Origin of the sequence: Salinibacter sp. 10B (assembly GCF_002954405.1) — a bacterium.
Lineage (GTDB): Bacteria > Bacteroidota > Rhodothermia > Rhodothermales > Salinibacteraceae > Salinibacter.
In genome coordinates, this window is record NZ_MQWC01000004.1 from 897,779 (window position 1) to 915,869 (window position 18,091).

The following is an 18,091-nucleotide window of genomic DNA, read 5'->3' on the forward strand; positions in this document are numbered from 1 at the left end:
AAACCAAGTCGTCGCGTAATCGAGTCATCGATTCGGGACTCTACGGGAGCCCCGCCGGAGCAATCTGAGGCGCAACGGGCTCTTCCCGGCATGAGAACCGCGACACAGCACTACGGGCGGACCCTTACACTCTCTGACGAACCGCACGAACACATCACAGCATGAACCGGAAGTGGATTGACCGCCTCACGGCTGGGGCTGTATTTCTCTGGGCCCTGATTCTGTACGTCTCGACGATGGCCCCCACGGTCTCGTTCTGGGATCCTGGAGAACGTATTGCGAGTGCCTTCAAGCTGCAGGTGATGCACCCTCCGGGGGCTCCGTTCTACCTGCTGCTGGGACGCCTCTTTTCCATGTTGGCCCCGTCGGAGGAAACGGTTGCACTGGCCGTAAACACGATCTCGGTCCTGGCCAGTGCCGGAACGGTGATGCTCGCGCACCTCATTATCGTGCGGCTCGTGCGACGCTGGCAGGGCGACCTTGAGGACGTGACGACCGGCCAGTACGTCATTGCCCTCGTGAGTGGCGTGATCGGGGCTCTTACCTACGCCGCCACCGATTCGTTTTGGTTCAATGCAGGCATCGCGGAGGTCTACGCCCTCTCCACGTTCTTCACCGCTCTCGTCGTGTGGCTCGTGTTGCGCTGGAGCAGCGCCGCCCGGCGAGAAGAGGAAATGCTAAAGGGCCAAGGCAGCCACCTCTTCCAACTCGATGCGAATCGGTATCTTGTCCTCATCGCCGCCCTCTTCGGAATGGCGATTGGAGTCCACCTGCTGAGCCTCCTCGCCTTCTTCTTCGTGGCCCTCATCGTCTTCTTTACCGAGTTTGAGAAGGACTCGTGGACCCAGCAGCAGCTCTGGGGCCGCCTCGTGCTGGCAGGCCTGGCCTCGTCGGCCATTTTCCTCGCCATCTATCCCGGCATCGTAAAGGGCCTGCCGAAGGTATTCGACGCCACGGGAGCTCCCTTTATCTCGGCCATCGGCATTATCGGCCTCGTGACCTACGGCGTCTATGCGACCCACAAGCGGCGGATGCCCCGGGCCAATCTCGCGCTCCTCTGCCTGGCGGTCATTCTCATCGGATACGGGTCCTATGCGCTCGTCTTCGTACGAAGCGCCACCGAGCCGTCCATCGACATGAACGACCCGGACAACATCGAGCGCTTCATCGACTACATGGAGCGGGAGCAGTACGGCGCCACTCCGCTCCTGAGCGGGGTCTCCTACAACGACCAGTCGGGCCGCGTGCCGCGCGACGGCGAATCGAAGCTGTTCCCCCGCCGCCACTCGCCCAACTCGCAACACTGGAGCGTCTACGACCGCTACGATTCCGACCTGGGCTTCTTCCTGGACTACCAGGTCGGCTACATGTACGTGCGGTACTTCCTCTGGAACTTTGCCGGTCGGGCCAGCGACGTACAGGGCGCAACCTGGATGACGGGCATCCCGATGCTCGACCAACACGTCAACAATACCCAGCTGAAACAAACGCCGAGTCAAAAGGAGGCGCGCAACATGTACTTTGCCCTCCCCCTCCTCCTCGGCCTCTTTGGGGCGTTCTATCACTTCAACCGCGACTGGCGACGGGCCTTCAGTGTCTTCGTTCTGTTCTTCGTCACGGGCATCGGCATCATCATCTACCTCAACCAGACGCCGATGCAACCGCGCGAGCGGGATTACTCGTACGTCGGTAGCTTCCTGGCCTTTAGCTTATGGATCGGGATCGGGGCCGGGGGCCTCTTGCAAATGGTGTACGAGTCTATCAAGGACACCATGTCGTCCATGGCCCAGCTGGGCCCGCTTCTGGGGGCGGGACTACTCGTCTTCCTGACGGTGCCGGGCTGGATGACCGTGGAAAATTACGGCGACCACGACCGCTCGGAAAACTATGTGGCGCGGGACTACGCTCATAACATGCTGAGTAGCGTGGCCGAAGACGGCATTGTCTTTACGAATGGGGACAACGACACCTATCCCCTCTGGTACATGCAGGAGGTAGAGGGCTTCCGAACCGACGTGCGCGTTGTGAATCTCTCGCTCCTCAACACCCCCTGGTACATCCGGCAACTGAAGCAGCACGACACGTACGAGTCGGAGGCGCTGCCCATCTCGATGTCGAATGACCAGATTCAAGACATTCGCCCCCGGCGGTGGAAGCCACGGCAGGTGACCCTCCCGGTGCAGACGCAGGCCCTCTCGTCTCGCTTTTCCGAGTACATGCCGGATGCGTCAAACGACACCACAATGCTGGAGAGCCCCATGACGTGGCGACTGAAAGGGCGCTCCTTCGGCCAAAAACAGCGCCTGCTGCAGGCCGCCGACCTCGCGGTCTACAACATGCTCCGCACCAACGCCCAGAACCAGTGGAAGCGGCCCATCTACTTCGCCGTCACTGTGGCGCGCTCGGGGCAGTTGAACCTGTCGAACTACTTCCAACTGGAAGGACAGGCCTACCGCGTGTTCCCAATCAAGCACAAACAGCCCCTTGGGCGGGTCATCCCCGGCCTCACCGACGATAGAATGTCGGAGTTCCGGTTCACTAACCTCGCCGACTCCTCGGCCTACTACAACGAGAATGCGCGACGCATGGTGGATGGCTATCGCCTCCACTTCTCCCACACGTCCGAACGGCTCGCCAAGCAGGGCCACACCGAACGAAGCCGCCAGTTGATGACCAACTTCACGGAGGAGGTGCCCTTCTCGACCATCCCCGGCGACGTAAACACGCTGATGTTCACGGCGCGCGCCTTCCGGGCGATCGGCGACACGGAAAAGCTTGCCGGTGTCCTCCAGGAGGCCCAGCCGGTCGTCTTCAACGAGTTGCAGACGGCTAGCTCGCAGCGGCAGTTCAGCCAGGCCCTCTTCTATGCCGGGCGCGTCCGCAAGGCCTTCGTCCAGGCAGACAACCAGGAAGCGCTGAACACCTTCGACGAGAAGCTGGACGCGCAGCTGGCCAAGGCCCCATACAGCGTGCCGGCCCGCATCCGACGAGCCTACGGACTGTCGAGCGACACGTCTGGCGGCGGCCCCCAGGGCATGCCGATGGGAGTGCCGGGCGGAGGTCCCGGAGCTAGCAGTCCCACGCCCGCCCCTTCGGGAAATGCCCCCTCAGGCAACGCTCCCTCGGGGAACTGATCCCCGACCCGCCCTCCGTAGCGCCGTTGGGGTATAGGATTGCGAGATTGTCCACCGGACTGATGGATGCCCTTGTGTAGCGTCGTTGGAGTCCAACGGCGCTACACAGAGAATATTGACCTTTGCAGAAGACGGTAAATCCAGTGCCAGGGTGTGTCGCTCCTGCGGCTAATCTCGCAAAGGCACAGTCCAACGGCGCTACAGTTGGGGTTTTGCCTCCCCTACGCTCTCCACTCCCACGCTCACTCCTTCGGCCAGGCATTCTCCTGGGGCAGATCGGCGTCGGGGGGCTGCAGGACAAGCTCGTCGGGTAGGTCGTTGACCTGATCGTCGGGATTGACGACAGACACGAGGGGCATGGCGAGGGCGGTGAAGAACTTGCCCATCGCCGCGATGAGAAACTCCTGTTGGAGCTCGATCATGTCCTCTTCCAAGCGCCCGTCGTCGCGGACGTGCCCCTCGATGTCGAGATAAAACACGCGGGGCCAGTCCGGAAATTCCTCCTGTGCCTCCGACAACAACTCGAAGACGTCGTGGGCCGCCGTCTCAAAATCGTCTCCCTCCTCCACGATGTGGTACAGGGACACGGTGTTGTCGAAGTTCATGTGGATGCCGGGCGCATTCGGCTTGTCGTACTCCGGAATAAATTCCGGGGGGTCTTCGCTCGGGGGACTCATGAAGCGGCGTCGTTGGTTGAAAAGAATGACGGCGCTTGAATGCACGCTCGGGGCGAGAGATTCCCTCGTCCCGGGACCGCCCCTCATGCATGGTCGCACCCGTTGGAAGACGCCGCCCCGTTGGAGGGAGAGGGCATCCGTTTCTCCGCCTCCGAATGCTCGCGCTGCTCCCGCTGGCGCCGTACCGAATGAGAAAGGATCTTCTCGTAGAGTCGACGGACGAGCTGGGGCGAAAGGTCATTTTCTTCAGCAATCGCCGCCACGTGGTCGAGGAGTTCGGCCTCTCGATCCGGATCCTTCACGTTATCCCCGTCTTCGGCTTTCATCTCGCAAATCTCATCGACGACCGCATAGCGTTCGGCCAGTAGCTCAACGAAGCGACGGTCAATCTTGTCGATGCGATCTCGCGCCTCTTCGATCGGGGAGGAAGTCGTAGTGGACATGGGCGGAATCTCCAGTTCGTGGGTAAGGAGTGTGGAGAAGCGTCCGCCGGAAACAACCCTCTACGGCCCATACGCAAAAACCCGCCGGAGCCGAGAGGCATCGGGCCGGCGGGTCGCAGAAACAAAAGCGTGAGTGCTGAACGCGTCCTACGTATCGCCGGCCGGGAGATAAAAATAAAAATACGCGTAGCCAAAATAGGAAAAGGCAAACGCGTACAGTCCCCCTACGATCTCGATGGACTCATCGAGCAGAGACGGCGCGGCAGATGTAGGGGTGAGTGCGTTCATGACTGATCAGACGGTACGTATCGCCACCGTAGATGTCAACAAATCGAACACTTTACACAGAATGATCACAATTAGTCCAGCAGTCCGGCATGATGGAAGCGCTTTCCCTAATCTAAACCTTTTGATGTTCTTACAACAGGGTCTCCTTCATGCTGATAGGCCTCCCGCATTGGACTGAAGACATCGACGATTTTGCAGTCGGTTCGGGCTCGACCTGAGTGCGGAACGTCCGACGGAATAAGTGCCAAGCGCCCGGGACGCAGCACGTCCGTCTCTCCATCGAGCGTGAGCTCAAATTCCCCCTCGACGACCATAGAGAACTGCTCGTGAGGATGAGAGTGCTCAGGAACCGTTGCCCCGGCCTCCGCCGTCCAATTGACGACAGTCATATTTTCGGAGTGTACAAACGCACCGAGGAACCCCGGCATCTCCTCGGTTCGATCAAGAGCGTCTACGGAAAAGAACGGCATGGGTGTGAAAGAACGATGGGAGAAAATACAGATTGAAGGGCTCCAAATCGTATCGTTCGTGGAGCCCGATCCCACGGAGCGACACTGAACATCCGTTTGCGCCTTGGCAAGATATGCGCACGATTTGGAAAACCCAATCCCTAGACTGCCGTACGTACAGGTCCGGTTTCTTGTATTCAAGGGCTCTGTTACGAAACTGAAGGCCGGGTTGCGCATTCGCTTTCTGACCTTCTCACATCAGGGATAGACGACCGGATGTGAGGCCTCAGGGCCTCCCCGTTCACTGCTTGTTGCCCAGTTGCTTTTTCCCGAATGGGCTTACTCCTCCTCTACGTTGCGCTGGCGCTTGGCGTCTCCTTCATGTGCTCCATCATGGAGGCCGTACTGTTGAGTGTGACGCCGTCGTACGTGGCCGCGCTGGAACGCGAGGGGAACGCGATGGGCGAACGACTCCACCAAATGAAGGACGACATCGATCGCCCCCTCTCCGCCATCCTGAGCCTCAACACAATAGCGCACACGGTGGGAGCAGCCGGAGCCGGGGCGCAGGCGGCTGTAGTCTTCGGAGAAGCGTACACGGGTATCATTGCGGCCATTCTTACCCTGTTGATCCTGGTGGTATCGGAAATCATCCCGAAAACGCTTGGGGCCGTGTATTGGAGAACCATCGCCCCTACTGTCGTGCGCCTTCTGGTGCCCACGATTATAGCGATGTGGCCCCTCGTAAAGCTGTCGCAGGGCCTGACGTACCTGCTGTCGCAGGACGAGGACGAGGCGGCCTTCAGTCGGGAAGAGTTTACCGCGATGGCCGAACTGGGAGAAGAGGAAGGGGTTTTCGAGGAGAAGGAGTCGCGCATCCTGCGCAACCTGTTCCGCTTCAACTCGCTGCGGGTCAAAGACGTGATGACGCCCCGCACGGTGGTCTTCGACCTGCCGGAGGACAAGACAATCGGGCAGGTTGTGGACGAACACGACGAGTTTCGCTTCTCCCGCATCCCGGTATACGAGGACGATCCCGACGACGTAACTGGCTACGTTCTGAAGGACGAAATGCTGCTCCGTGCCGCACAAGAGGAGCACGACATTTACCTCGAAGAAATTGCTCGCGAGATTCTCGTTGTACGTGAGACGCTCCCGCTGCCCGATCTGCTGGAACGGCTTCTCGACCGGCTGGAGCACATTGCTCTGGTCGTAGACGAGTACGGCGGCGTGGCTGGCGTCGTGACGATGGAAGATGTCGTGGAAACCCTGCTTGGCCTCGAAATTGTCGACGAGGCAGACTCGGTCGAAGACATGCAGGCACTGGCCCGGCAGCAGTGGTTCAAACGAGCGCGTGAGCTTGGGATGGTATCGGATGAAGCCTATGAGCGGGTCTCTGCCGCGAAGGACGCTCGGGGCGAAGAAGTGCCCGCCCCGGCCGATCTTCCTGGAGAGGAGGAATTCGCCAGCAAAGAATCAGACGCGTCCATGTCGTCCCCTCCCTCCCCATCGGAGTCCCGATCCGGTCCCTCCGGCGACCCCTCTTGAATCCACGGCTGTTCTTTTCTCGTCCCGTCCGGTCCTCGCATGCCCCTTTCGGTCGACGCCCTCCCCGACGCGCACTTGCGACGGTTTGATCGTCCTTCCGTCCCTGCCCCCGATAGCCTCGAAGATGTCTACCTCATCGGAATCTGCGGGACCGGCATGGGGGCTCTGGCGGGACTCTTTAAGCAGGCCGGCTACGACGTGCGCGGAGCCGACGATGGGGTGTATCCGCCCATGAGCACCCACCTCGCCGAGCAGAATATTCCGGTGCTCGATGGCTACGACCCCGCCCACCTCGATCCACCGCCCGACCTCACAGTCGTGGGCAATGCCTGCACGCCCACACACCCAGAGGCTGCGTACGCACGGGAGCATCGACTCGTCCAGCAGTCCTTTCCGGAAGCACTGGCCCACTGCTTCCTCACCGAACGGCGACATCCGCTCGTCGTGACGGGAACCCACGGGAAAACGACAACGACCGGCCTGCTCATCCACCTGCTCCGTCATGCCGGCATTGACCCTGGATACCTCGTCGGGGGCGTACAACAAGGCGAAGGGGGCAGCTACGCCCTGGGCAGCGATGCCCCATTCGTCCTGGAGGGGGACGAGTACGACAGCGCTTATTTCGACAAGCGGCCGAAGTTCATGCACTATCGGCCGCGGCACGCGATTGTCACGTCCGTCGAGTTCGACCACGCCGACATCTTTGCCGACGAGGACGACTACCGAAGTGCTTTTGAGTCGTTCGTCGGGTTGCTCGATGCGGACGGCCTACTGGCCCTCTGTGGCGACGACCCGGCGGTCCGGGCGCTTGCCCATCATACAAACGCGACGGTTCGCACTTACGGTCTGAATGCAGACAACGATATTCGTGCAACGGACCTTCGGGCCACCCCGGAGGGCCAGACATTTGCCCTCCACCTCGGAGGAAAGCGACGCGACGTGACATTGCCGATGCATGGACGTCACAACGTGCAGAATGCCCTGGCAGCTGCCCTTCTCGCCCATCAAGAGGGCCTCTCCCTTTCCGAAATTACCGACGGTCTTGCGTCGTTTGACGGCATGAAACGACGACAGGAAGTGCGGGGCTGCCCCCACAACATTCTCGTGATCGACGACTTTGCCCACCACCCTACCGCCGTACAGGCGACCCTGGAAGCCGTGCGGGCCGCCCATCCGGAGCGGCGTCTGGTTGCCGCGTTCGAGCCACGCTCCAACTCCAGCCGACGCAAGATCTTCGAGACGGCGTACGGAAACGCCTTCGATTCCGCAGACCGGGTCTTCCTAAAAACCCCCCCGGTGCGCCACAACGACACGGAGGCGAAGATGCTCGATCCAGAAACCGTCGTTCAGATGATCCAGGACCGGGGACCGTCTGCCACAGCGTTCGATGACGTGGATGCTATGCTTCCCGCCCTCGCAGATGCCCTCCAACCCGGCGATGTGGCCCTTCTCATGAGCAACGGCAGCTTCGACGGCCTCCATGAGCGCCTGCTTTCGACACTGGAGGGCATGCCTTCCCCGATCGAATGAGACGGACCCCGTCTCTCCGAACTGCCCCCGCCCCCAACAGGGTCGTCGTCCCTGCCCCGATGCACTTGGGCCTGCGCTGACGTAATCTCAGGGATAGAGACTCGCAGCCGCCCAGACGGAACCGTCAGTCGCTCCCTCACTGGAGGGCTCCCCTTCCGACCCATCGTACCGAGGATCGTCTATGCCCGTGAGATACTCTCGGGCCTGGGCCCAGCTCTGAATGTGCAGATTAAAGAGTTGCCGTCCCACCTGTCCGGCTCCCTGCCCGCTCGAATCATCGAGAAGAGGCAACAGCGCCCGTCGGACTCGGTACTCGACGAGATTATCAACAAACTCCACAGCACTATCGCGGAGCACAGGATTCTCGCTCGTGAGTCCGAGATACGCATCATAAAGATCGCGCTGATCGTATCGCAGCCCCAGTAGGCGAAAGATGGCCTCCAGCGTCTCATCCCGCCAGGCTACCAGTTGCTGCTCGGACACGGGCGTGCCCCCCGACTCAGAGGGAGCAGTCCCGAGCCGGCGCATTTGTTGGAAGGCGGCAAAGCGTTCGATCTCAATCTCAAGGACCGAGTCGATTCGATCCGGATCCACGTCAACGGCTCCGGAGGCCTGCATCGTGCTAAGCGCCCGGATCGTAGCGTGTCGAAGGGGAACGCAGAGTCCCGACAAGCTTCGCACGAGAAGGCGCCCCCCGAGCTGACTTGGACGGGCCGCAAAAATCGGCGGGATGCCCAGGCGCGTGCGAAGAGACAAAGTTTCGTCCCGCAGGTGATCGTAGAGCGTGCCCAGAATGGGGGTCCCGAAAGACGCGAGTGCTTTTTGGGCCGAGGACGCGAACGCGTCATCTCCAAGGCGCCGAACCAGCATGGGTACAAATGCGCGTCGTTGGCCCCGCCCCACTGCCCGAATTGCCGCTCGAACCACGGAGGGCGCCTCGTCGTGCAGAAGGGGATGCAAGAGTTCGTCCCGGTAGGAGCGGTCGAGAACCCCAAGGATGCGAGCCACCTGTGTTCGAATTTCCCGGCCCTGCTCTCCCTCCGTGTTTACGAGGCGACGAAGCAGCGACTCCGATACAAGTCGGTACTCCTCTAAGCCCCCCTCCTCCGCAATAAGGGCCACGGCCGCGGCCTGAATTTGAGGATCGTCGTGGTCGAGGGCCTCTTGGAGACGTTCGAGGTGGTTGTCGGTGAGCTGGCAGTACAGGTATCGCGCCGCTTCCAGCTGCACGTCCGGATCTGGATCCCGAAGGGCCATCGCCACGGATTCGCTAACCTCGGCCACCTCCCGTACCCGGAGGACTCGAATCGTCTGGGCACGAACGGCCGGCGTGGGATGGTCGAGCAGACAGAGCAACGCATCGACGGGAACGGGCCTTGCCCCCTCCTCCAGGAGGTCCAGGGCCCAACGAACCTCTCCCTCCGCCTGACTGCACAATGCCTCCAGCACGTCCTCATCCGTCTCTTGCTCCTCCCATTCGTCATCCGTCTCCTGCTCTTGCTCACGGAGCTTTGTCCGAAACTGATCGACGTAGGTTTGCTGAACGCCGTACGTCAATACGCCCCACACCGCAATGAGTCCCAGCGTCCCGATACTTAGCATTTGGATGCCCATTCCAGCCCCGTATGCCCCCACAAGTAGGATGAGTCCCCCCAGTCCCTGCGCCCCCTGATCGACGAAAAGATCCACGAACACCTTCACGCGCTTCTTCTTCTCCAGCGGCACCGGCACAAACAGAAGCTCCCGCCCCGTCTTGTCGACCGAATGCTTGAAGCTCTGCCCTGCCCCCCGCAGAAAGACTCCCGCCACAAGGCCCGGCATCACGAGCATCCCCACCGTTCCAACCGCAAGAATCGCAGGCAGTACGGACAATGCTCCTTGAATTCCGACCATGCGCATGAGCCGAGGCACAAGAGCAAACTGTACGACGAGTGCCACAATGCTCACCCGCCCGTAAAAGTGCCCCATAAATGTCGTGAGGGCCTCCTCCGACGCAAACGCCCGGGCCGCCACCGTCTTGAACTGGTAGTCGACCAGCGTCGTCACCACAACCATGAGCGTGAGAATCCCGATGATGAACTGGATATGTCGGGAGTTTGATATGATCGAGAGGGCCCCGGATGCCTCCGCTGATGTCTCGGAGGGGTCGGCCGTACGTTGCTCTCCCGCCGTGCGTCCCTGCTCATGGGCGAGCTGCCGGCCCCAAATGCTCACCCCGGTCGCGCCCATCAGAACGCCCCCCGCGCCCAAAAGCAAATTCTCGCTTGCGACGTCAATCACATTTACCAAAAGACCCGTCAACTCGCCTCCCGCAATGGCCCCGAGGATGGCCCCGGCACTGAGCAGCGGAAAGATGCGCTTGGCCTGTGAGGCTGTGAAGATCGCATTGGCCACCAGCCAAAACTGCGAGGTGACGAGAAGCCCGTAGATGCTGACCCAGGCGTAGAGCAGATACGCCACCCACTCTCCCGCCACAGCCATACCCCCACGAAGAGCGACCAGGCTGACCACCAGCAAAAGCGAACCGCCATCCACGAGAGGGCCGATCGTCAGTCGGCGTCCGGCGCGGGTGTGCAGAAATGCAACCGGCATCACCACCACCGTCGTAAGAATAAAAACGAAGGGAAGCTCCGCAGCTCCTCGCATCGAGAGAAAAAGACTATCCCGCACCGGCTTCAGGAGATAAAGCGAGACGAGAAGCAGAAAATGATAAAGGGCCATCAGGATGGCCACGGTACGCTCCTCGGTCCGCAATCCAAAAATGGAGCCCAAAAGCCGTCCCATGTGCAAGAATCTAAGAGACTGGTATGTTGATCTTTGCCCGTAGTACGAGTGGGACGTTTGTACGTCAGCACGGGTGCGCGCCCTCCCTGATTCGCCGGCGCGCCGACGGCCCTTCTTCCCAATAACCGTCACCTGATCGGAATGAAGGCGATCTCTCCCTGCCGTCAAACATTGGGGCGATTCTACCAAATACCGGTCGAGGGGGTCCCCGTCTTTCCGAAGAAGTGCCCTGTCGCAGCCCACTTCGCCCCACCCACACGGCCCTGGAAACGTCAATTGGGGCTCACGGCCCGACACGCATCGCCCTGCACGTATTTGGAGAGCTGGATGCGAATGAACCGAGATCCACTTCCAAGAAAATGGGCATCGATATTGCAGGACTCATTCGTAGGACCTATATTAACGTGGACTTCACCCTTACAGAAAAAGTCGCTCAGTCGATGACGTGCATACTCCATCGATGGATCTGCTGCATTGTGTTCACAGTCCTGGGGGGAACGGTGGTTTGCGCACCTCCCGTCTGTGCCCAAGCCCCCTCTTCCCAGCCTTCGCCCAATGAGCCCCCCAGCGTCTCGGGACGTTGGGTCCCCTCGTTCCGCAGCATGGGCCAAAACGCCCTCGACATTGCGGAGGCCCCATTCGAGCTCTCCACCTCCCAGACTCTCCTTACACTAGGGAGCACGGGCCTGGTATTGAGTGCGGTCTCCACCCTCGACCGGCCCGTCTACGACCAGCTCCACGCCCAGCCCGGGCGTTCCGCCGCCCTGACCGGCCCCCTCGCTGCCCCGGGGCGCTGGTATGATCGTGCCGACCCCGACCGCGTCATCATGGGCACCGCTGGTCTTCTGGCCGCCAGTGGCCTCGTCCTACGCCGCCGAGCCTGGACGCGCACGTCCGTTCGTCTTGTCGAGGCCATCGTGTACACGAAACTGGTCACCGGCCTCGCGAAAAGTGTACTGAACCGCTCTCGTCCCTTTGCAACACCGCATCCATTCGCAGCCACCCCTGGGGCATTCGACAGTGATCACGAACAGCTCTCCATGCCGTCCGGGCACACCGCCCGCGCCTTCGCTGCCGCCTCAGTTTTGGCTCATCAGGCCGGCCGGTGGTACGTATCGGTGCCCGCATACGGCATCGCCACCTCCGTAGCCCTGGAACGGGTCCGCAGTGGCGACCACTGGATGACGGACGTGATGGTGGGGGGCGCACTCGGCTACCTCATCGGCCGCTCCGTCTCTTCCTCTTCCGGTCCCGATGAGGTCACGTACGCCCCGATCCTCGGAACCAAGCGCGTGGGGCTCTCGGTCCGCTTCTAACGGCTACAGGGCTGCAACCGAGCCCCCATCCACTCGGTAGTTCGAACCGGTGACGAAGGACGCGTGCTCCGACGCCAGAAACACCACGAGGCGCCCCACCTCTTCGATGGTGCCCGGCCGCCCAAGCTCAATGTGGGGCCGCTCCTCCTCCAGAAACTGACGGACGACCGTGTCCACAGAAACCCCCTGCTCGTCAGCCATCTGCGTCATCATGTCGTTGACCAGCGGGGTTTCGATAAACGCCGGACTCACGGTGTTCACGAGAATCCCGTCGTCGGCGACTTCTTTCGAGAGCGCCTTGCCAAAGTTGTTGAGGGCCCCCTTTGAGGCGCTGTAGGCCATCATGTCGGGATAGGGCTGCTCGCCATTCTCCGACGAAATGTTGATAATGCGCCCCCACTTCTCTTCGCGCATGTACGGCACCACCATACGGGTGAGTGTAACCACGGCGAAAAGGTTCAACTCAAAGAGCTCGCGCCACTCTTGCGTGGTGTTGTCGTCGAGCCCACCGGGCGCTCCCACGGTACCGGCGTTGTTGACGAGAATATCAATATGGCCGAAGGTCTCAATCGTCTCGTCGACGAGCCGGCCAATGTCTTCGTCGTCGGTCAGGTCGGCCACGACGGGAAGCACTTCGACGTCGTGCTGCCGCAGCTCCTCCGCAGCGGCGTCTAGTTCCTCTTCGTGCCGCGCGCAGATGCTCACCGCACAGCCTTCCTCGGCCAGCGCTTCGGCACACCCGTAGCCAATGCCTTTGCTGCCGCCGGTTACAAGTGCCACTCGATCGTCAAGAGCGAAATCCATACTGATTCGATTGCGTGATTGTGGAGTCGTGCAGCCCTCATTTTCCTTCAAGGGCGCGTACATGAGGCATCGGCTGTGGACGTGCCGTCCATTCTCGAATAATGCCGGACGAGCACCCGGGCGAGTCGTCAGTTGACCGAACGGATCAAGCGTACGCCCCCAGGCTACTCGTGCTCAGAGGTGCCGGCTTCCCCTACCATTCGAACAGGAAAGGGATCGGTCTCCGCTCCCGTGTAAAGCGTTCGGTGCGGAAACGGAATTTCGATGTTGTGCTCATCAAAGGCCTCCTTGATCTCCATTGGGATGCTGTTGCGCACCTCCAAAAAGTTGTCCGTCTGTGCCCAGACAGAAAACTGATGGTTAATGGACGACTCGCCATACCCCTGGAAAATGATCAGAGGGGTCGGTTCCTCCAGACACAACGGATTACGGTCGGCCACCTCCATGAGTACATCCCGCACCTTGCGTAGGTCTTCTTTGTACGCTACCCCGACCTGGAGATCCACCCGCCGAATGGGAAAGCGCCGCAGGTTCGTCACCTCCGATTTGATCATCGTCTCATTTGGAATGCGGACAAAGAGGTTATCAAAGGTGCGAAGCTTGACGGAGAGGAGGTCCACGGACAGCACCTCGCCGGTGGTGCCGTTCACCCGAATGACATCGCCGACAGAAAAAGGGCGTTCTCCGAGAAGAAACAGCCCGCTGATGACGTTGGACGCGGAGGTCTGAGACGCGAAGCCAAGGGCGACCGTCAAGATTCCGGCGGCCCCGAGCAGCACGCTGAGGTCAAACCCAAGCTCCATGAGCGCGGAGGCGATGAACAACCCGGCGATACTGTAGAAGGTGAGCCGGCGGAGGATCATCGTTCGCTGTGCATCGTCGCCCCCAAAGGTACGTGCCAGTGCGTTTCCGGCCACGCGCCCCAGTACGAGCCCAATCGTGATTTTGACGGCGGCCCGCAGGAGGTTCGCAGCCTGCGGGCCAGTGACATATTCGACGGCAAGGGTCCACCACTGCTCAATCATCGGTCTGGGTCGTGCTTATCGTTTGGGGATGTGGCCCCCGATGCTTCCAATCTTGACGTCCCCCCCGACGGCGTGGACGATTGAAAGCGTGGAGGCAATGGAGACTTTTCCGCTCGGCCTCTGCTAGCCCCGCTGCCACCATTCGGCATCGTCGGCAGAGGCTGGTTCGGGAATGGGCTTAGACTCAGAGGACTCTGAGGGGCGTGGAGCCGGCGTCGGTGGGCCCTCGTTTTGCTCCGGTAGGGAGGCAAGACGAACAAGGTAGAGCAGGTAGTGTCCGAAGGAAAGCTCGGGCATGTCGTCGAGCCGATCCTGGACGCGCTCCCGTTCAGCCATCTGTACCTGGATCTTTTCCTTCGTCCGAGAAATGGTCTCGTCCACGTCCTCCACGCGGTGATCGATGTAGCGCCGCAGGCGTCGTTCTTCGGCGGGCGAAAGCTTCTCCGGCACCTCCTCCTCATACTTTCGCACGAGGGCCGCGCGCCACATGTTGATCCGGGCGCGCGCCTCATCACTGATGCGGCGCACCTTCTCCACGGCCTCCGGCGTTGCTTCGTAGGCCGTGCGCACGTTGGCCGCCTTTAAGCGCACCACGTGCTTGTGGATAATGCCCTCTACCTCCCGCACCTCTCCAATGAAGTGATGCTTGAGATGATCGCGCAAGACCTCGTCCTGAACCTCGGCCAGCCGCTCGGCCCGACGTTCGTCAATCGAATCGAGCAGTTCCGTCCGCTTCTCCTCCAGACTCTCCACCTCTCGTTCCAGCCCATGAATGGCCTCGGTAAAGCGGGCCGCCTCCTGCTCTAGCCGCCGACGTCGGCGTACGAGGGAGAGTCGCCGGTATCGTCGTCCGGTCCACACTGCGCCCACGACGCCCCCGCCCCCCACCAGGGCTCCGGCCACGAGCAGCGCTCCGGCCGTTGCCAGTCCCGCAGCAAGGAGCCCCCCTCCCAGAACGACGGGCAAAAAGAACCGCGCAAACGGCCGCCGTGCCTCGTTCCGGCGGTTCTGCTGTCGACGAGCACGCGAGACCGACACCTCCGCCGGGTCGAGCCGCCCCGCCCGCACGTCGGCCAACGGGGGCACGTCGGCAAGCTCCACGTAGCACGCCGTCCGCAACGCTTCCACAAGATCCGCGACTTCTTCGATCGCTGCCAGCTCGTCAAAGAGCGGGGACGCATCCGGATCATAAAAGTCTGCATCGCGGAAGAGGACATTCTCTCCGTTGTCGTACCGTTCCCATAGGCTGGGACGCACCGCAGTGGCACGGAGGGCCGTGTAAAGAACGAGCCCGGGAAATCGGTCGAGGGAGGGACCAAAATCAGCGTCGGTGCGGTCGGGGTGTTGGTAGTTTCGGTGGCCGACCTCCGCACTCTTCCACCCCTCCAGCGCCGGAACGTACATGGTGTCGTAGTCGACGAGGCGAAGCTGAAGGGCATCGTCTTCATTCTGAACGAGAATATTGCCGTGTTGGAGATCCCCGTGGGCAATCTCCTGTTCCTCTAGATTCGCCATCACGTCGGCCCACGTCTCCGCGAGACGGGCCAACGTGTCGGGCGCATCGAGGTGATTCTCGACGAAACGGTTGAGCACCGTTCCGTCCACCCACTCCATCTTCAACAGCGGATAGTCTGCTCCGTCTACTCGAATGCCTTCCGGCTGGTAATCAAATCCCACGAGAGCATCAAGGGCCTCCTCATCCAGGTGTGCCGACACCGCCTCGTATCGGGTCTGCTGCTGGGGCCGCGCCTTCAAGAAGCACTTGGCTGCGTACGTCTTCCCAGGCTCGGTCGTCATCGGAAAGACAGCAGCAAATGCCCCGGTGATGGGTTGCGGCAATCCGAGGACGTTGGTCCGCGGCGTCGCGGCCTGAAGCTCCGGGTCCCGGAAGGCCGAGCCGGGCATTTGCACGGCCTCCTGGTAGTCGCTCGGGGTGGGATAGTCCGGCATGATCGCGTCGAGAGCGCTTCAAGATTGGATGCACGATTCGGCCCAGAAGAGCGTGGGGATGATGGTCTTCTATTCAGGGGAAGGGCCGTTCTTTTTGGGTGAAGAGGGTAGGTCCAGCACAAGGAGTGTGGAATCGTCGTTGCGCAACGTGCCCCGCTCTCGAGCTGCCGCAACACAGTCCCGAAAGGTGTCCGAATCCCACTGTACCATCTCGGCAATCGATTTTCCCGACGCCCGACGCCGCAAGAGCCACGCCGCTACGGCGTCCGTCGCCAGGAAGAGCGCGCCGCCCGCCGTCCAGGAGCCGGACGCCGTACGAGGCGACGGCATAGACGCACCTTGCTGGCTCGAAAGCAGTGCTGGACGATTGGTGAAGGCCTCCGGATGGTCCAAGGGCCAAGTCTGGCGCACCTGCTCCCCGTGTACGTGAAACAGACAGCAGTCCCCCACCGACACGGCCCGCCACGTCCCATCCGAATGTACCGACACACCCAGTAAAGTCGCGTACGCGCCCTCCGCTGCCTTTGCTGTCACGTACCACGGACGTTCGTCCTCCCTCTCTCCGATGGACGTCTGCCACTGGCGTTGGCCCTCCGCAACCACAGCGGGGAAATCCTCTGCCCGAGTCGCATTCGTGTCCACGAGAATGTCGACGAGCGTTTTCGCCCACTGTCGAGCAAAGACCGACTCCGTTGCCCCGTCGGCCACGGCGGCACAGACCGGCCACTCGTCAACCTGAAGGGTAACCGCATCCTCGTAGTCACCCGCCTCTCCTCCTGCACGGGGCACCGCGTGGATGCGATGAACAGTCGAGGGCTCCGACATAGCCGGAAGGGTGCTGTATGAACCTTAAAAACTGCATACTGAGCCACGATCCGGAGGACGCCTCCGCCCCCCTTGTCCCATGCGCCCAAACAGCGCCTCACAACCGCGAGTACACCAGCAGGGGAACGCTCCCGCCCCCCGATCACACAATTCCGTCTACCGGTTCACCGAGCTCATGTCTGGATAGCGATCGCCCGCCGCCACGCCTTCGGGGGCAATCTCATCAAGCCGGTCGAGTTCATTGTCCGTTAGGCTCACGTTGAGGGCCCCAATGTTCTCGTCCAGATGCTCCGGATTCGTCGTTCCAGGAATCGGGACCACGTCCTCGCCCTGATGCAGCACCCAGGCCAGGGCCAGTTGAGCTGGCGTCACCGTTTTCTCTTCGGCCAGTCGCTTCACCTCCTCGACCAGGTTCAAGTTCTTCTGGAAGTTCTCCCCCTGGAATCGAGGATTGTGGCGACGCCAATCGTCCTCGGGTAGGTCGTCGGGAGACTGAAACCGGCCCGTGAGGAAGCCGCGCCCGAGCGGACTGTACGGCACGAGGCTGATCCCAAGGTCGCGACACGTGTCAAAAATCTCGCCTTCCACCTGCCGGGTCCACAGGGAGTACTCCGTTTGGAGGGCCGTGATGGAATGCTCCTCATTGGCGCGGCGAATCGTGTCGGCCGCGGCCTCCGAAAGTCCAAGGAAACGGACTTTCCCTGCCTCCACGAGTCGGCCCATCGCTCCCACCGTGTGTTCGATGGGGACCTCCGGGTCCACGCGATGCAGGTAATAAAGGTCAATGTGATCGGTGTCGAGGCGCTGAAGAGACCGGTTGCAGGCCTTCTTGACATAGCTCGGCCGCCCATTGAGGCCATGATGATTGCCATTCTCGTCGCGCACAATGCCGAACTTCGTGGCAATCGTCACCTCGTGGCGGTGTGGGCCAAGGACACGCCCCACGAGCTTCTCGTTCGTAAACGGGCCGTACATATCGGCGGTGTCGAAGAACGTGATGCCGCGGTCGATGGCCCGCTGAAGCGTCTTGATGGCCCGGTTTTCGTCCGGCGTGCCATAAAACTCGGACATGCCCATGCAGCCGAGCCCAAGAGCCGAAACGGTGAGATCGCTCTCTCCAAGGGTGCGCAGTTTCACAGGGTGGAGTGGGTGTGGATGAACAAACTCATGATAAAGTAGAGGGATTTCCTAACGTCCGTCGCGGTCCGCTGTTGCGGCATGTGGAATTCGAAGCTGGAAAGGTCTCCGTGGGGCTTTTCATGATGTCGGCCTACGGTACCCTACAGCTCAGGAGGTCGGGATACTCGGGGATCAAGTC

The 18,091-nt window shown here is 61.2% G+C and carries 14 protein-coding genes; 4 read left to right on the plus strand and 10 right to left on the minus strand.

The annotated features are described in order from the left end of the window. Nucleotides 1-161 precede the first annotated feature (161 nt). Complete coding sequence (locus BSZ35_RS03990; RefSeq protein ID WP_105011235.1) at nt 162-3,134, plus strand: DUF2723 domain-containing protein; 2,973 nt, start codon at nt 162-164, stop codon at nt 3,132-3,134. Between the two features lie 242 nt (nt 3,135-3,376). Here the strand turns inward: BSZ35_RS03990 and BSZ35_RS03995 are convergent, their stop codons facing one another. The 4 genes from BSZ35_RS03995 to BSZ35_RS04005 form a co-directional block, all read right to left on the minus strand. Further along, a complete protein-coding gene (locus BSZ35_RS03995) occupies nt 3,377-3,811 on the minus strand; it encodes a hypothetical protein (RefSeq protein WP_105011236.1) in 435 nt (144 codons plus the stop codon). Nucleotides 3,812-3,894: 83 nt separating this feature from the next. After that, nucleotides 3,895-4,254 carry a chorismate mutase gene (locus BSZ35_RS04000; protein WP_105011237.1) on the minus strand — a complete coding sequence of 120 codons (360 nt, stop codon included), beginning with the start codon at nt 4,252-4,254 and terminating at the stop codon, nt 3,895-3,897. 147 nt (nt 4,255-4,401) lie between these two features. Next, on the minus strand, nt 4,402-4,542 hold the full coding sequence (locus BSZ35_RS19460; protein ID WP_181149169.1) for a hypothetical protein: 141 nt from the start codon (nt 4,540-4,542) through the stop codon (nt 4,402-4,404). A 107-nt stretch (nt 4,543-4,649) separates the two neighbouring features. Continuing rightward, nucleotides 4,650-5,012: a cupin domain-containing protein gene (locus BSZ35_RS04005; RefSeq protein WP_105011238.1), complete on the minus strand. Its 363-nt coding sequence runs from the start codon at nt 5,010-5,012 to the stop codon at nt 4,650-4,652. A gap of 312 nt (nt 5,013-5,324) precedes the next feature. Here BSZ35_RS04005 and BSZ35_RS04010 point away from each other — a divergent pair, with 312 nt between their 5' ends. Continuing rightward, entirely contained in the window at nt 5,325-6,539 is a 1,215-nt protein-coding gene (locus BSZ35_RS04010) for a CNNM domain-containing protein (protein ID WP_105011239.1), read from the plus strand. Between the two features lie 39 nt (nt 6,540-6,578). Continuing rightward, nucleotides 6,579-8,069, plus strand: a complete 1,491-nt coding sequence (locus BSZ35_RS04015) for a Mur ligase family protein (protein WP_105011240.1) — start codon at nt 6,579-6,581, stop codon at nt 8,067-8,069. Between the two features lie 87 nt (nt 8,070-8,156). On the opposite strand, the gene BSZ35_RS04020 is transcribed toward BSZ35_RS04015, so the two are convergent. Then, the gene (locus tag BSZ35_RS04020; RefSeq protein ID WP_105011241.1) at nt 8,157-10,853 is read right to left on the minus strand and encodes an Npt1/Npt2 family nucleotide transporter; all 2,697 of its coding nucleotides are present in this window, start codon (nt 10,851-10,853) and stop codon (nt 8,157-8,159) included. Nucleotides 10,854-11,455: 602 nt separating this feature from the next. On the opposite strand from BSZ35_RS04020, the gene BSZ35_RS04025 reads away from it, so the two are divergent. Beyond that, on the plus strand, nt 11,456-12,169 hold the full coding sequence (locus BSZ35_RS04025; RefSeq protein ID WP_181149170.1) for a phosphatase PAP2 family protein: 714 nt from the start codon (nt 11,456-11,458) through the stop codon (nt 12,167-12,169). Between the two features lie 3 nt (nt 12,170-12,172). On the opposite strand, the gene BSZ35_RS04030 is transcribed toward BSZ35_RS04025, so the two are convergent. The 5 genes from BSZ35_RS04030 to BSZ35_RS04050 form a co-directional block, all read right to left on the minus strand. Then, nucleotides 12,173-12,973, minus strand: a complete 801-nt coding sequence (locus BSZ35_RS04030) for a glucose 1-dehydrogenase (protein WP_181149171.1) — start codon at nt 12,971-12,973, stop codon at nt 12,173-12,175. Between the two features lie 164 nt (nt 12,974-13,137). Beyond that, a complete protein-coding gene (locus BSZ35_RS04035) occupies nt 13,138-13,995 on the minus strand; it encodes a mechanosensitive ion channel family protein (protein ID WP_105013713.1) in 858 nt (285 codons plus the stop codon). Nucleotides 13,996-14,121: 126 nt separating this feature from the next. Further along, nucleotides 14,122-15,948 carry a hypothetical protein gene (locus BSZ35_RS04040; RefSeq protein ID WP_105011244.1) on the minus strand — a complete coding sequence of 609 codons (1,827 nt, stop codon included), beginning with the start codon at nt 15,946-15,948 and terminating at the stop codon, nt 14,122-14,124. Nucleotides 15,949-16,017: 69 nt separating this feature from the next. Beyond that, nucleotides 16,018-16,773: a protein phosphatase 2C domain-containing protein gene (locus tag BSZ35_RS04045; protein WP_105011245.1), complete on the minus strand. Its 756-nt coding sequence runs from the start codon at nt 16,771-16,773 to the stop codon at nt 16,018-16,020. Between the two features lie 156 nt (nt 16,774-16,929). Continuing rightward, nucleotides 16,930-17,910, minus strand: coding sequence for an aldo/keto reductase (locus BSZ35_RS04050; RefSeq protein WP_105011246.1), 981 nt, complete (start codon nt 17,908-17,910; stop codon nt 16,930-16,932). Between the last annotated feature and the right edge of the window lie 181 nt (nt 17,911-18,091).